At 70.7% G+C, this 14,495-nt stretch carries 15 protein-coding genes and 1 pseudogene; 5 read left to right on the plus strand and 11 right to left on the minus strand.

Annotation, left to right across the window (positions count from 1 at the left end):
- The 7 genes and pseudogenes from AC1DMN_RS12625 to AC1DMN_RS12655 form a co-directional block, all read right to left on the minus strand.
- Nucleotides 1-649 (minus strand): annotated as a pseudogene (locus AC1DMN_RS12625) (hypothetical protein); the annotation flags it as partial.
- Nucleotides 650-803: 154 nt separating this feature from the next.
- Complete coding sequence (locus AC1DMN_RS12630; protein WP_441977464.1) at nucleotides 804-1,358, minus strand: hypothetical protein; 555 nt, start codon at nucleotides 1,356-1,358, stop codon at nucleotides 804-806.
- A gap of 135 nt (nucleotides 1,359-1,493) precedes the next feature.
- Nucleotides 1,494-2,489: an SRPBCC family protein gene (locus tag AC1DMN_RS12635; RefSeq protein ID WP_477229821.1), complete on the minus strand. Its 996-nt coding sequence runs from the start codon at nucleotides 2,487-2,489 to the stop codon at nucleotides 1,494-1,496.
- Nucleotides 2,490-2,510: 21 nt separating this feature from the next.
- The gene (locus AC1DMN_RS12640; RefSeq protein ID WP_477229822.1) at nucleotides 2,511-2,924 is read right to left on the minus strand and encodes an ArsR/SmtB family transcription factor; all 414 of its coding nucleotides are present in this window, start codon (nucleotides 2,922-2,924) and stop codon (nucleotides 2,511-2,513) included.
- Nucleotides 2,925-2,985: 61 nt separating this feature from the next.
- A complete protein-coding gene (locus AC1DMN_RS12645; RefSeq protein WP_477229823.1) occupies nucleotides 2,986-3,423 on the minus strand; it encodes a hypothetical protein in 438 nt (145 codons plus the stop codon).
- A 52-nt stretch (nucleotides 3,424-3,475) separates the two neighbouring features.
- Nucleotides 3,476-3,892, minus strand: coding sequence for a hypothetical protein (locus tag AC1DMN_RS12650; protein ID WP_477229824.1), 417 nt, complete (start codon nucleotides 3,890-3,892; stop codon nucleotides 3,476-3,478).
- Between the two features lie 134 nt (nucleotides 3,893-4,026).
- Nucleotides 4,027-5,109, minus strand: coding sequence for a winged helix DNA-binding domain-containing protein (locus AC1DMN_RS12655; protein WP_477229825.1), 1,083 nt, complete (start codon nucleotides 5,107-5,109; stop codon nucleotides 4,027-4,029).
- A 38-nt stretch (nucleotides 5,110-5,147) separates the two neighbouring features.
- On the opposite strand from AC1DMN_RS12655, the gene AC1DMN_RS12660 reads away from it, so the two are divergent.
- On the plus strand, nucleotides 5,148-5,618 hold the full coding sequence (locus AC1DMN_RS12660) for a hypothetical protein (RefSeq protein WP_441977473.1): 471 nt from the start codon (nucleotides 5,148-5,150) through the stop codon (nucleotides 5,616-5,618).
- Nucleotides 5,619-5,802: 184 nt separating this feature from the next.
- Here AC1DMN_RS12660 and AC1DMN_RS12665 read toward each other — a convergent pair whose 3' ends face one another.
- Nucleotides 5,803-6,123, minus strand: coding sequence for an ArsR/SmtB family transcription factor (locus AC1DMN_RS12665; protein ID WP_477384347.1), 321 nt, complete (start codon nucleotides 6,121-6,123; stop codon nucleotides 5,803-5,805).
- 82 nt (nucleotides 6,124-6,205) lie between these two features.
- Between AC1DMN_RS12665 and AC1DMN_RS12670 the strand changes: the two genes are divergently transcribed.
- Nucleotides 6,206-7,435: an MFS transporter gene (locus tag AC1DMN_RS12670; RefSeq protein WP_477229826.1), complete on the plus strand. Its 1,230-nt coding sequence runs from the start codon at nucleotides 6,206-6,208 to the stop codon at nucleotides 7,433-7,435.
- A 182-nt stretch (nucleotides 7,436-7,617) separates the two neighbouring features.
- On the plus strand, nucleotides 7,618-9,465 hold the full coding sequence (locus AC1DMN_RS12675; protein ID WP_477384349.1) for a ParB-like protein: 1,848 nt from the start codon (nucleotides 7,618-7,620) through the stop codon (nucleotides 9,463-9,465).
- A 70-nt stretch (nucleotides 9,466-9,535) separates the two neighbouring features.
- On the opposite strand, the gene AC1DMN_RS12680 is transcribed toward AC1DMN_RS12675, so the two are convergent.
- Nucleotides 9,536-11,524 carry an ABC1 kinase family protein gene (locus tag AC1DMN_RS12680; RefSeq protein ID WP_477229828.1) on the minus strand — a complete coding sequence of 663 codons (1,989 nt, stop codon included), beginning with the start codon at nucleotides 11,522-11,524 and terminating at the stop codon, nucleotides 9,536-9,538.
- Entirely contained in the window at nucleotides 11,524-12,117 is a 594-nt protein-coding gene (locus AC1DMN_RS12685) for a PadR family transcriptional regulator (protein WP_441977477.1), read from the minus strand. The genes AC1DMN_RS12680 and AC1DMN_RS12685 overlap by 1 nt, the downstream gene beginning before the upstream one ends.
- Nucleotides 12,118-12,545: 428 nt before the next feature.
- On the opposite strand from AC1DMN_RS12685, the gene AC1DMN_RS12690 reads away from it, so the two are divergent.
- Nucleotides 12,546-13,307, plus strand: coding sequence for a ribonuclease H family protein (locus AC1DMN_RS12690; protein ID WP_477229829.1), 762 nt, complete (start codon nucleotides 12,546-12,548; stop codon nucleotides 13,305-13,307).
- Between the two features lie 38 nt (nucleotides 13,308-13,345).
- Here AC1DMN_RS12690 and AC1DMN_RS12695 read toward each other — a convergent pair whose 3' ends face one another.
- The gene (locus AC1DMN_RS12695) at nucleotides 13,346-13,771 is read right to left on the minus strand and encodes an Lrp/AsnC family transcriptional regulator (protein ID WP_477229830.1); all 426 of its coding nucleotides are present in this window, start codon (nucleotides 13,769-13,771) and stop codon (nucleotides 13,346-13,348) included.
- 70 nt (nucleotides 13,772-13,841) lie between these two features.
- Here AC1DMN_RS12695 and AC1DMN_RS12700 point away from each other — a divergent pair, with 70 nt between their 5' ends.
- Nucleotides 13,842-14,483 carry a LysE family transporter gene (locus tag AC1DMN_RS12700; RefSeq protein WP_477229831.1) on the plus strand — a complete coding sequence of 214 codons (642 nt, stop codon included), beginning with the start codon at nucleotides 13,842-13,844 and terminating at the stop codon, nucleotides 14,481-14,483.
- Nucleotides 14,484-14,495: the final 12 nt, after the last annotated feature.

Raw genomic sequence — 14,495 nt, forward strand, 5'->3', positions numbered from 1 at the left:
GCCGGTGCAGGTCGCGGCCGATGTACGCGCCGACCGTGGCGAACAGCAGCCCCGCCACGACCAGCGTTCCGTTGAACGCCCAGCCGCGCAGGCCGAGACCGAGCTGTGAGAAGTTCTGCTGCCACCACAGCGGATCCGATGCGGTCGCCATCGCGAACAGCGTGCCGATCGTGAGGAATCCGAACAGCAGCGTCGCCAGATCCCGGGTGCGGATCCCGACGCCGGCGGTGTAGGCGAACCGCCCGCCGATCGCCGCCGCGACGCCCGCGACGAGGGCGCCGCCCAGGGGCGGGGCGGTGAAGTCGTGCAAGCCGGCTCCGAACACGACGCCGCCCAGCAGCACCCCGAACGCGGTCACCGCCGCGAACGCGACGGTCAGGGCGACCGCGGAGACATGCGACACCGTCGTCTGCCACGCCGGCATCGGATCCGTCTCACCGCGCCGATGCTGCACCGTGCTCACGACGAATGCGGCCGCGGCGACGATGCCGGCGATCACCGCCACGGGCTGGCTCAACGACCCGGGGCCGGTCAGCGGACGCGGCGGCCCCTGCAGCACCACGAGCCCCGCGATCGTGCCGAGGGCGAAGCACAGCGCCGTCGCCCAGACCGTGCGCGTCTCGTTGCGCAGCCCGAGCGAGGTGTCCATGCCGCCATCGAACCACGCCCCGCCGACGTCGTCCTCGCGCCGAACCGCGAGACTGCATCTGCGCTACGAGACTGCACGCATGGACTGCAGTCTCGTCGCCGAGATGCAGTCTCGCGGTCAGGAAGTGTCAGGATCCGGATGGCGACAGGCCGCGTCAGCGCGAGACGGTGCCGGTTCCGCCGTGCAGCTCGCCGCGCAGCGGCCAGCGCCCGTTGTGCTGCCGGAACTCGTTCGCGCGCAGCAGCGGCGAGAGATCGTAGATGCGCGGATTCAGGCGCAGCCGCGGGCCGGACGCCGCACGCACGGTGAGCTGCAGCTGCCCGCCGGAGGCGCGCACGTAGTAGTCGACGATGTCGGAATAGGCGATGACGGCCTCGCGCCCCCAGATCGTGCGGAACGCGACCTCGTCGACGCGCGGTTCGACGTAGAAGTTGCGGTACATCACTAGGAACGCCACGCCGCCGAGGCCGATCACGAGCGACGCGATGCGCATGGGCCACAGCATGCCGTCGGTGTTCTTCTCCGTGAAGGAGGCCAGCGCCATCAACCCGCCGACCGCGACGAACAGCGCGCCCACGACCAGGACGAGCTTGGGCATGCGCTGCCGCACGGGCCCCACGGATCGACGCCCTCGCATCCTCGACACGGCGGCCGCCACCAGGATCAGGACGGCCAGCACGAGGAGGATCTTCACCACGAAGGCGGACATCCCTCGACGGTACCGTGTCGCGGGAGCCGTCGAAGCCCGCCTCCGCCTCGCGGCAAGCCGGCGCGCAAGAGATCCCGGTCGGATCCGCTCCCAGGCGGGAGGGACGACCGGGATCTCTCGCGGTGCGAACGCGCGTCAGACCAGGACCAGGTCCTCCATGCGGGCGTACGAGGCCTCCATGCCGTCGACCATGCCGGTGGCCAGGATCATGTCGCGGGTCTCGACGTCGGGGTACTCGACGAGGAGGGTGATCAGCGTGGCGCCGTCCTCCTCGTAGAAGCTGAGGTCGTTCAGCGTCACGGGCCCGTCGGTGCCCTGCATCTTCTCCGTGGTCACGGCGCGGCGCGTGGCGTCGACGAGCAGCGCCTCCCCCTCGAAGCCGAACGCCTGCCGTGCCTGCCCTGAGCCTGTCGAAGGGTCGCCGACGGGAGCCCAGGAGTAGCGGTACGCCTGACCCGACTCCGTGGCGATCACGCACTCGGTCATCTCCCACCCGTCCGGTCCCAGCAGCCACTGCTTCATAAGCTCGGGCTCGTGGTGCGCGCGCCAGACCAGATCCTGCGGCCCTTCGACGAGCCGCGTGATCCGCACGTGCGTGTCGTCGAGCAGCTCCACCCGCGTGCCCTTGCCCTGCGCGTAGTCGCGCAGGTCCTGCAGCACTGTGTCGAGCTGGCCCATCGCGGCCTTCGTGCCCTCGATCACGCCCATCGCGACGACCTGCTCGAGCGCCTCCGCCGAGTCGAAGTGGCTGGTGCCGGTCATGCGGGTGCCTTCGGCTGTCGGCGAGAACGCCAGCGTCATCCGCATCGCCGGGAACCCGTCGATCGGCTGCCCGGACTCGTCGACGAATGAGTCGAGCACCTCGAACAGCGCCGGCGCCTCGATGCGGGTGAACTCCCATCGCCCCGACGACTTCTCTCCGCGCGGACCATCGAGGTGGTACTGCGCGAACCCGCCGACCGTGTGGTCGAACTCGGTGAAGGTCGCCGGCCATCCGGGCGGGCCCCAGAAGCGCTCGAGCTGGCGCGGGTCGGAGTATGCCGCCCACACCCGCTCCACCGGAGCGGCGAAGTCGGCGAGGATCGTCAGCGTCAGATTCTCGGGATCGGTGATCACGTCGGTGACAGGCATGTCACTCTCCTTCTGTGTCGGTCAGGTGGTGCTGGATCCGCGCGGCGCGGATCCGGGATCGGTATTGCTGTCGGGGTCGGATGCTTCGCCAGGCGCAGCAACCGGTTCGGCGAGCAGATCGTCGAGGCGCGCGATGCGGCTGCGCCACAGGTCTTCGTAGCGGGCGAGCAGAGCCCGGGCGCGGGCGATCATCTCGGGATTCGCGCGGACCAGCCGCTCGCGTCCTTCGGCGCGCTTGACGATGAGTTCGGCCGCCTCGAGCACCGCCACGTGCTTCTGCACCGCCGCGAACGACATGTCGTAGTCGCGGGCGAGCTCGGAGACGGTCTGCTCCTGGGTGATCGTGCGGCGCAGGATGTCGCGCCGCGTGCTCGCCGCCAGGGCCTGAAACACACGGTCGGTCTGTTCATCGCTCAGTTCATCTCGTACAACCATTTGGTTGTAGATTACGATGGTCGGATCCGGGTGTCAAGAGGTTCCCGGAATCAGCGGGGAGTCATGGGCTCGTGCGACCGGCGCGAGGCTCCGGTATCCCGCGCGCACGGCGTACCTTGCGGGCGCGGAGCTCCGTTGCGACGTAGTGGGTGCCGGCCCAGGCGACGAGGCCGGCCACCCCGGTGGCGATGAGAACGGGCCACGCTGGGCGGCCATCCCCGGGCTGCACGAACGGCGCGTACACGAAGGTCTCGAAGAGGGTGCCCAGCACGAAGAGCCACCCCAGCGACATCACAACGACGAACCCGGGCAGCGTCCTGACCTGGATGTTCCCACCCATGGGGCCGCCGACCGCGCCGAATTCGTCAGCGGCATAGCTGTAGAGCTCGCCGTCGACCGTGCGGCTGAGATATCTGCGTTCGCCACGGACACGAGCTGCGCTGTGCTCATCGCGGGTGCGCTGGTCCCGTCGATCGCGGTCGAAGTCGTCGGGGGTCACGGTCCTCAACCTCCCTGCTGGTCGTTCGTGGCAAGGTGCAGGATTTCTCCACTCACAGGTCCGGATGAGATTTCAGGAAGTCGCGGTAGCTCGTGAGCGTGCCCACGCCGGAGTATCCGAGGGCTTCCGGCCCATAGCCGCCGCTGCCGTCGGACGCGAAGACCAGAATCTCGAGACCGATCTCGGGGTCGCTCTCCGCTGCGCGCACGACCGCTGGGAAGGCCCGCTTCAGCAGAGCGAGCAGTTCCCCGTCGTCACTGGTGTCCGCGGTGATGTGCACGAACCCCGTCCGACCCATTCCGACGACCGTCTTGTAGCTGCTGTCCACGCTGTCCACGTGCGGCAAGGACGCGACGGCGTCCTTGTACTTCTCCGCAAGCTGGGCATCGGACGGCCCGAGCCCGGCGCAGCCGCCGAGCAGGACGATGAGAACGCCGAGCATGAACGCAGTGGCGAACCGCTTCATCATCCGTCACTCCCCCCTGGTCGATGCGGACGCGGTTCGTCGGCATGTGGACGGGATCTCGACCCGAAGGCTCGATCCGCGGACCGATCCTAACCAGAGCCGGGTCGGTCGGCGTGATTCGATGTGGCGTCAGCCGATCACGCCGAGGCGAACTCGACCACCGGCTCCACCCCGAGGAACGCCGCGCAGCGTGCGGCGGCCTTCTCGATCTCGGCACGCTCGCGGGCAGTGAGCGGGCGATAGGGCGCAAGAGCGAAGACCGCGCGACGTTTGTCGAGGCTCCGCCGCATGCCGGCCACGAGCTGGCCATCGCACAGCACCATACCCATCGAGGCCTCGCGGTCGCGGGGCACGATGCCCTCGGAGTCCAGCGCCCAGCGCGAGTCCTGATAGCCCCGGTACATCTCGTCGAGGATCTGCAGGAGGTGCGCGGCACCGCGACCTCGCGAACTCGTGCTCTCGGCGCCATACCCGCCCGCAAGGTGCCAGTAGGTGCGACCGTCGTGATCGAACGACTCCAGCCGGTCGGCGACCGCTGCAATCCCCCGCCGGGCATCGGTCAGGGTGAGCGTCGCCCAGTACGCGAGGTCGCGGTCCGTGGCTGGGCCGTGGGCGCCGAGATAGCGGAGTGCCAGGTTGGCGAGCGCCTCGTCTCGATCGACGGTCTCGGCCGAATGCACGCGCTCAGCGAGGAGGGCGTAGGTGTGCTGGCCGTCGCGGGGAACGCCGCTGGTGAGCAGCAGCTGCAGCTCGAGCCGGCCCAGCAGCAGCGTGAGCTGAGAGGAGGGCAGGTCGAGCCCGGCCTCGGCGAGCGCGAGCGCGATCTCGGGGCGCGTGAGGCCGGTTCCCCCGGCGACCGCATGCGCGATCGCGTCGGTGAGTGCGACCATGCGGTCCGCAGAGGGTCGCAGCTGCTGATCGAACACCGGCAGCACGCGGGGCGCGGTGAGCTCGATCAACCAGCGCACGTCGTCCGCATGCACGTAGTGCCATGTCGGGCGCAGCACGTGCGTGCGCACGACCCTGGCATCGGACAGCGCCCCGGCGAGGTCGCCGACGCGAGGAGAGGCCGTGCGTGCGGCGACCGCCCAGGCGGATTGAGCGGGGTTCTCCGCCTGCACCGCGAGCATCGTCCGTACGACGTCCTCGGCGGCGCCCGCGGGAGCGTCGAGCAGCTGGGAGCGGAGCCGCCAGCGCGCGATGTCGCGGAGCGTCGTCATGCCGACATCCTGCCAGCGACCGGGCCTATCCTGACCGCATGAGCGAACCGGATCCGCACGTCATCGCCGAGGGTCTGCTGCCGACGCCGTTCACGGCCGACGAGATCCGCGAGGCACTGCGAGGCGGGGCCACGATCCGGATCCTCGACGAGGAGGCCGGCGGCGCCCGGTCCGAGCGGATCAACCGCTTCGCCGACGGGGATGACGTCGGAGCCCTGCTGACGACCCACCCTCTCGATGACGTCGAGGCGGCCGTCTCGAAACGCGTGAGCTGGCGGGACCTGCAGGAGCACGCCGCCTTCCCCGCCAACCGCACCACAGTGGTCACCGAGACGATCGAGCACCCACTCGGCCAGCTCGAGTGCCTGAGGTACGACGTGAACGACGACGACGGCGTCGTCGCCGTGTTCTGGTTCGCGCTCGCCCATCCGGGGATGCCGGTGCTGTACGAGACCACCGACGCGACCGGATCCACGCGCACGACCGTGCAGGAGATCGCCCGGGGCTGAACGCCAGCCGCTGAGCTGGGCCCACGCGCCCCGGAGGCTCCGGGCAGCGCGGAGCGCTGGCTGGAGTGGGGCGTGGGGAGCGAAGCGTCCGGCCTGTGGATCCGGGCCCTTCGACGGGCTCAGGGTCCGGATACGCCGTTGCGATCGACCGCGGGGAACAGCGCGATACGGATCCCGCCCCGGCTCAGCTCTCGGTCGACCCCAGCACGGCATCGAGCAGGCCGGGGAACTTCGCGTCCAGGTCGTCACGGCGCRGGGTGAGGATGCGCCGTCGCCCGTTGGGCTCGTTGCGGATCACGCCCGCCTCGCGCAGCACCTTCATGAAGTGCGACTTGGTCGACTTCGGCAGGTCGGGGTCCGTCGCGTGGCATGCCGCCATGTCGAGCGGACCGTCGACGAGCTGGCGCGCGATGGACAGGCGTTCCGGATCACTGAGCGCGAAGAGCACTGCGGTCAGCTCGATCTGGGAGCGTTCCGGATGCGGGAGGTCGACAGCGCCAGGCATAGTTCGATAATACTTGAACATTCATCGGCGGACGAGTAATGTGCACAACGTTCGAGAATTCTCGAACGGATGAGGAGACGCCATGACCACGCAGCCGATCGCGACGCCTCGGATCGGGGCGTCCGCCGCCCTGCCCGTGCGCTCCGCGCGTACGCGCTTCGGGTTCGTGCTCGGCATCGTCGCGCAGATCCTGATGATGGCAGGAGCCAGCGCACCGTCGCCGTTCTATCCCGTACTCGCGCAGCACCTCGGTTTCGACGCGATCGTGATCACGGCGGTGTTCGCCGTGTATGCGCTCGCCCTGCTCCTCACGCTGCTCTCGGCGGGGTCGCTCTCGGATCACATCGGGCGGCGCCCGGTGATCATCGCAGGGCTCGTGCTGCTGGCCGCCAGCATGGTGCTGTTCGGCAACGCCGGATCCGTGACGTTGCTCGTACTCGCTCGGATCCTGCAGGGCATCGCGAGCGGGCTGCTCATCTCGGCGCTCTCGGCGACCGTCCTCGACCTCGCTCCGCCCGCGCGCCCCGGCGCCGCCGCACTCTGGAACGCCCTCAGCCCCGGGATCGGCCTGGCCTCGGGCGCGCTGATCGCGGCCCTCGCTCTGGACACCACCCCGGACGCGCTGCGCGACATCTTCCTTCCGCTCGCCGTGATCTACGTCGTGATCGCGGGCCTCGTGCTCATCGCGCCGGAGACCGCGCAGAGGCTGCCCAGAGCCTGGGCATCGCTGCGTTTCCGTCTGTCGGTTCCGGCGGAGATCCGCGCCGAGTCCTGGCGGGCGGCACCCGCCGTCATCGCCGGGTGGGCCACAGGGGGCCTGTTCCTCTCGCTCGGGGCGACGATCGTCCACGGCGAGCTCGGCGGCACCGCGCACCTCTGGCAGGGCCTCGCCGTCGCCCTCCTGGCGGGGGTGGGCGCCATCACAGCCTTCGCGATCCGGCGCCGCAGCGCGCGCACCATCGTGATCTTCGGCACCGCCGCGCTGGCCGCGGGCACCGGGCTCTCGCTGGTGGCGCTCGGGATCGGCTCGCTCGCCGCCTACCTCGTGGCCGCCGCGGTGACGGGCATGGGCTTCGGCACCGCGTTCTTCGGCGTCGTCGGATCCCTCGCGCCGAAGATTCCGGCGACCCAGCGCGCCGACGCGTTCGCCGTGCTGTATCTGCTCGCCTACCTTGCCTTCGGCGTGCCCGCGGTCATCGCCGGGGTGCTGGTGGCCCCACTCGGACTCGGCACGGTCTGCCTCGGGTATGGCGTCTTCGTCATCGTGCTGTCGCTGATCGCGCTCGTGCTGCGCGTCCGCCGGTCCGCCTGACCGACGGCAGGCGACGATCCGCGGGAGGGCGGTGACGCGCGGAGAGGCCGGTGTCACCGACTGTTCATCCCTCCGCAACCCCGCGTCCGCCTGGGCTGGCCAGGGTCGAATCGGATCCCGCACGTGGATGACTGACGTCCGGATCGCGGATCCGCACCGACCACGCATCCCTGGAGACCCCCGTGCCCCTGCTCCGCTCGCGTCGCACGCTCGCCGTCGCGCTCGCCTCGTTCCTCGCCCTCGGCGGATCCGTCCTCGCCGCGACGCCCGCCTCCGCCGCCGACGCGCCGACCGAAGTCAAGGACGCGTCCTGCGCCGTCGGCGACACCCGTGATCTGTGCGCACCGGTTGGCGAGCTGCTCGACGTCCGCATCGGCGACGTGCACCCGACCCAGCCCTCGCTGGGCTACGACGAGGTCTACTACAAGCTCGGCCGCTACGACGCGGAGCTCTCGAAGGACGCGATCAACAAGAAGTTCGCCGACTGGTGCGAGGCGAACGGCCAGCAGGACGTTGCGAGCGCACAGCCGAACGCGACGCTGACGGATCCGTCCACCTTCACCTGCACGGTGCCGATCGGCAGCGAGACCGCCGACACGATCGAGCCCATGAAGACGGTCGTCATCGGACCCGGCGGCGTGCTGTACCTCACCGACGGACACCACACCCTCACCTCGTTCCAGGAGAACAGCGGTCCCGACGTGCACGTGCGGCTGCGCGTGCTCGGCAACCTGTCCGGCCTGTCCGACGCGGACTTCTGGGCCGCGATGCAGGCGAACAAGTGGACCTGGCTGCGCGATGTGAACGGCGACGCGATCACCCCGGCCCAGCTGCCGTCGAATGTGGGCCTGTCGAACTTCGAGGACGACCGCTTCCGCAGCATCCTCTATTTCGCGCGCGACATCGGCTACTCCGCCGACGGCGCCGTACCGTTCCAGGAGTTCTACTGGGGCACCTGGCTGCGGTCGGAGCCCGGCATCCCCGTCGCGGACTGGGACCAGGACGACTGGGCCGGATCCCTTGCGCTCGTGAAGCAGCTCACCCAGGCGCAGGTCGCGCTCGGCGCCGGCACCGTCGTCGACCCGCAGTCCGGCTACACTGCGGGCGACCTCAGCGTGCTGAGCGCCTGGAACGACGGCAAGGCCGAGGGCAAGGGCGAGTGGGCCAAGCTCGCCAAGCCCTACTCCGATGCCAAGCCCGGCAAGCTCGCCTACATGACCGAGTACCGCCTGCGGCACGTGACCCCGGCTCCGACCGCGCCCGCCGCGCCGGCCGCTCCGGCAGCGGTCGTCGGCGGCGCCTCGCCCGCAGGCTCCCACGTCGAGGTCTCCTGGTCGGCGCCGGCCGACGGCGGATCCGCTCTCACCGGCTACACGGTCGCCCTCGGCGCGAACCGGGCGGCCGAGGTCGACGCGCGCGCCACGTCGTTCACGTTCGATGACGTCGCTCCGGGCTCGTACGCCCTGACGGTCACCGCGCACAACGCGATCGGATCCACCGCCTCCGCCGAGACGCCCGTGACGGTCGCCGACCCCGCTGCCGTGCAGGGTGCGGTCGCGATCGCCGGCGATCTGCGTCCGGGCGGATCCGTCACCGTCACCGCGTCCGACCTCGCCGCCGACGCGGCAGGCTTCGTGGTCGTGGTGCACTCCGACCCCGTCACCCTCGGCACCGGCTCGACCGACGGGGCCGGCGCGTTCACGCTGYAGGCCGCGCTGCCCACGTCGCTGCCCTYGGGGGCGCACACCGTGACCGTGTCGTTCAACGGCACGACCCTCGCATCCGCGTCGTTCACGGTCGCGGCGGCCGGCGGCGGCGATGCCGGATCCGGCGGCGGAACCGGATCCGGTGCGGGGTCGGGCGGATCCGACGCCGATGCAGGTTCGGCGGGATCCGGTTCGGCTGGTTCGAGCGGCCTCGCGACCACCGGATCCGACGCGCCCATCGCGCTCGGCGTCGCAGGCGCCCTCGTGATCGCCGTCGGCGTGCTGCTGCTCGCACGACGTCGCACCGGGCTCGACCAGAACTGACCGCAGCACGACGAGGGGCGCAGGACCGAAGATCCGGTCGTGCGCCCCTTCGTCGTCCGTGCGGGCCGAGCTACCGCGGTCCGCGCCGGAACAGACCGGCGAACAGCGCGTGCAGCAGGGGCAGCGCCGAGACGCTCATCAGCACGATTCCGAGCACCGGGTTCACGGCGAGCACGAGTGCCCCGCCGATGAGCAGCGCGGCGAAGAGCAGCCCCGAGATGCCGCGGCGGATCAGCCCGTCGATGCGGTCGAGCCGGCGCTCGATGCGCGACGTGTCGAATGTGACGGATCCCTCGTCGACCCGGGTGATGATGTCATCGATCCGCTTCGGCAGCCGCCAGAGGGTGGCGGCGTTCGCGACGGCCTGCTGCGCGACGTCCCGCACGAGGTTGCCGCTCTCGTCCGCCAGCAGCCGGGTGGCGTAGGGCTCGATCGACTCCCAGATGTTGAACTGCGGATCCAGTCCGCTGCACATGCCCGAGGTGAGCGAGACGGCGCGGATGAGCAGGAGGAGCCCCTCCGGCAGCTGCACCGGCAGCGAGCGCATGGTGTCGCCGAACTCCTCGGCGAAGCCCTGGAACTCCCGCGGATCCACGTCACGCAGTTCGGCGAAGCCCATGCCGCCGAAGCGGGCGAAGAGGGCGGTGAGGGCCCGCTCCAGCTCGCGGTTCTCGGCGGAGGGCATGAGCACGCCGATCTCCTGTGCGGCGGCGACCATGCCCTTTCCGTCGCGGGAGGCTGCGGCGATGAACAGCGTGCGCAGCCCGTGCCGGATCCCCTCGGGGACCTCCGCCATCATGCCGAAGTCGATGAAGGTGAGCCGCCAGGCCGGGTGCGCGGCGCCGGTCGCGGGAACCGGGCCGGCCGCTGAGCCCGTCGAAGCGCCGGGCATCCCCACGCCGCCCGCCCGGTGCGGGGTGACGAAGATGTTGCCCGGATGCGGATCCGCATGCACGAACCCGTGCGTGAACAGCTGGTCGAACATGACCTCGGCGAACACGCGGGCGACGTCGGTGGGGTCGATGCCGGCSGCGCGCAGGGCGTCGACGTCGTTGATCTTGATCGCRGTGACRTCGGAGAGCGTGAGCACGCGACGCGTGGTGCGCTCCCAGGCCACGAGCGGCGCGTCAACCCGCGGGTCGTGGGCGAAGTTCTCGGCGAACCGCTCCGCGGCCGAGGCCTCGTGCAGGTAGTCGATCTCCTCGAGGCTGGTCTGCGCGAACTCCTCGACGAGCGCGGGCGCGTCGACCCGGTCGGCGATGAACCTGATGCGTCGCAGCCAGCCTGCGACGCGGCGCAATGCGGCGAGGTCCGTCGCGACCACCTGGTCGATGCCGGGGCGCTGCACCTTGACCACGACGTCGGCGAACCCGGCGTCGGCGGCGTCCAGGTCGGACAGCCGGGCGCGATGAGCCTGCCCGAGCGAAGCCGCGGCGAGCGGGGTGTCGTCGAACGAGGCGAAGGCTCGGGCGAGCGGCACACCGAGTTCGGCCTCGGCGAGCGCGCGGATCTCGGCGATCGGGACGGGCGGGACCTCATCCTGCAGGCCCTCGAGCTCCTTCGTGATCTCGGGCGGCAGCACGTCCAGGCGCGAGGACATGAACTGGCCGACCTTGATCATCAGCCCGCCCAGTTCGACCGCGAGCGCATGGAACCGCTGAGCGAGCACCCGCATCCGGCGCTCGCGTGACCGCTCCGCCACGCGCGCGAAGCCAATTCGCGGCAACGCGAGTTCGAACCACCACGTCTGCACAAGCACGCGCGCGGCGAACCCGAGGATCCGCCGGTACCTGGCGCGCAGCGGAGGACCGGCCTCGGCCGTCGCGCGCGGGGACGCGCTCGCGTCGGAAGCCTGCACCGCGCCCGGAGCCGGTCGCCCGGCGGATGCAGGCGTCGCCCGCACGGACGCGGCCGGCCCGGCGGACGTGGGCACCGAATCCGGGCGCGCCGCTGACGCGTCCGGTCGCGCGGCCTCCGCTGCAGGCGCGGAAGCCGTCGCGGCGGGCGCCTGGTCCGGGCTCTGACTCAGGAACCAGTCGTCGGTGTCGCCGGCCGCCATCAGTCGGCGAGGATCGCGTACAGCTTGCGTCGGGCCTCGTCGAGCACCTCGATGGCCTGCTGCACCTGCTCCGGAGTGCCCGTGCGTGCGACCTGAGCGGCGGCACCTGCGAGGTCGACCCCCGCCTTGGGCAGCGCCCCGAACGACGCCGAACCCGCGCGGGCGCCGGAGCTCTCCCACGGCGGCGTGCCGGCCTCATCCGCGACCGCACGGCCGGCCTCGGTGAGCGAGTAGGTCTTGCGTCCGCCCTGCTCGGCGGCCTCGATGAGCCCTTCATCCGCGAGCAGCTGCAGCGTGGGATAGACGGATCCGGCACTCGGCTTCCACGAGCCGCCGCTGCGCTCCTCGATCTCCTGGATGATCTGGTATCCGTGCATGGGCTGCTCGGCGAGCAGTGCGAGCACGGCGGCGCGCACATCTCCGCGAGCCATGCGCGGCGTGGACGGGCGCTGGTCGAAGGCGGAGCGCAGGTGCTCCATCGCCTCCCAAAGCCCCGCGGTCGGGTTCATACCAGGGCGTCCGCCGAAGCCTCGCCCCCCGCTGGAGCCGAACCCCATTCCGCCGAAACCGTGCGATGCGTAGCTGTTGTCCATGACGACCTCCTCAGGTCCGAGTCCTGTCGAGCGATAGTCAACGATATGTCGCTATGTATCGGAAGGGAAGACTGGATCCGGATCCGAAGCTGCTTCACAGAGACCCCGCCGCCTGCCGTGCACAACTCAGGCTGGATCTCGCTGTGACGCGGTGAAAGGGGCCCGATCCGGCGATTTCCGAAGCTCCAGCCCGAGTAGCTCGCAGGGCAGCGTCGATTCCGATGTGCTCAATTCAGGAAGAAGTCGTCCGGAGGTCCCACGGAAGCACCAAAACACGCCGAACTCGAGAATTCGTCCTGAATTGGGAACGCAAGTTGGACGAGTCCGCCAGGCGGCGCCCTCCAGTGAGGTCCGACGGGCACGAGCCGCGCCCGCCCAGACCGCCCGCCACGCCCGGCCCACCACCCGCCACGCCCTACGGTTGAGGGATGACGATCACCGCCGCGGCAGACGGATCCGCCCTGGGAAACCCCGGCCCCAATGGCTGGGCCTGGTACATCGATGACGAGAACTGGGCCGCCGGCGGATCCCCGCACGGCACGAACAATCAGGGCGAGCTGCGGGCCGTGCTCGAGCTGCTGCAGGCGACCGTGGGCGCGGCCGGCGAGAAGCTCGTGATCGAGTGCGACAGCCGGTACGTGATCGACTCCGTGACCAAGTGGATGCCGGGCTGGAAGCGCAAGGGCTGGCGCAAGTCCGACGGCGGGCCGGTGCTCAACCGCGACCTGCTCGAGGGGATCGACGAGGCGCTGCGCGGCCGCGACGTGTCGTTCACCTGGGTCAAGGGCCACGCCGGACACCCCCTCAACGAGGCCGCGGATCAGCGCGCGAACGCCGCCGCGACCGCCTATCAGCGCAAGCAGGATCCCGACCGCGGTCCGGGGTTCACCGGCGGCGCTACGGTCGCCGTGACGCCGGCGCCGATGCCTGCCATGACCTCTGCTCCGGAGGCTCGCGACGCGACTCTTACCGCCGGGTCCTTCTCTCTCCCTGTCGTCGCCTCTTCCGCCGCTCCGGTGCCCGCGCTCTGGGCCGAGGCGTCGGACCTGCTCGACGGGCTCGACCTCCCCGCCGACGCGACCCCGATCGAGCTGCGGGTGACGCTCAGCGCCGAGGAGCACGCCCGCCTTCGCGACCGTGCCGACGCACAGGGCGTGACGCTCGAAGAAGCGCTGCGCCGGCTGATCTGAGACCGCGGCGCCGCCCGCCTCCTGGCCGACCCGCCGTCTCAGCGCGAGCGCAAAGCCACGCGGGTCTGCGTCTGCGCGGCGCCGCACTCCTTCTTCAGCCGCCGGAGCAGGCGATCGAGCGAAGCGGTATCGCGGGTGAACGCGCGCACCATCCCGTCGTAGGGGCCGGTCATGTGCACGGCGTCGACGATCTCGGCGATCGACCCGACGCGCTCCGCGAACACGTCGAAGTCGGTCTCGTCGTCCAGCCGCACGTCGATGAACACCTCCAGCCCGCCCCGCGGATCCGGGGCATCGCTGCCGGTGCGGATCGTGTACCCGAGGATGATGCCGCTCTCCTCGAGGCGCCGCACCCGCATCGCGGTGGCGTTGGTGCTGAGCCCGATCGTGCGCCCGAGGTCACTGAACGATCGGCGTGCGTTCTCCTGAAGCAAGCCGATGATCTGCTCGTCAAGGGCATCCATGGTGGTCAGAATAGTCGTGCAGCAGTGAGAATCTCTGTTCGGCCACGATGCTCCCGTCACACTGGGCTCCATGGACGGATTGTGGGTGCCCGCGCTGGCCGGCGCACTGGCCGGACTCGGCGTCGCGATGCCGCTCGGCGCGATCGGCGCCCTTCTGCTGCGCGAGGGCATCGTGAACGGCTTCCGCGTCGGGGCAGCCGCGGCCGGCGGTGTGGCGACCGTCGACCTGTTGTACTGCGCCGTCGCCACCGCGACCGGTGCGCTGCTCGCGTCAGCGATCGAGGGCTTCCGCGGCCCGTTCCTGATCGCTTCCGGCGTCCTCGTCGTCGGGATCGGGATCCTGCAGCTGCTGCGGATCCGCCGGGATCCAGGATCCGAAGCGCCCGAGGTCGGCAGGATCTCCGCACTGCGCGCCTTCGTGCGATTCTTCGGCCTCACCGCGATCAACCCGATGACGCTGATCTACTTCATCGCACTCGGCGGCGCGGTCACGGCGCGCAGCACCTCGGCGGCGGGACCGGTGGCCTTCGTGGCCGCCGCCGGGATCGCCTCGTTCGCATGGCAGCTCGTGCTCGCGGGCGCGGGCGCGGCGTTCGGCCACCTGATCGGACCGCGGGCCACCCTGATCATCGGCGTCGCGGCCTCGATCGTGGTGATCGGTCTCGGGGCCGTGGTGCTCGCCGAGGGCATCGGCGCGCTCGCCACCCGTTAGAGCGGCGCCGGC

The organism is Microbacterium sp. 01T413_2, assembly GCF_056398985.1.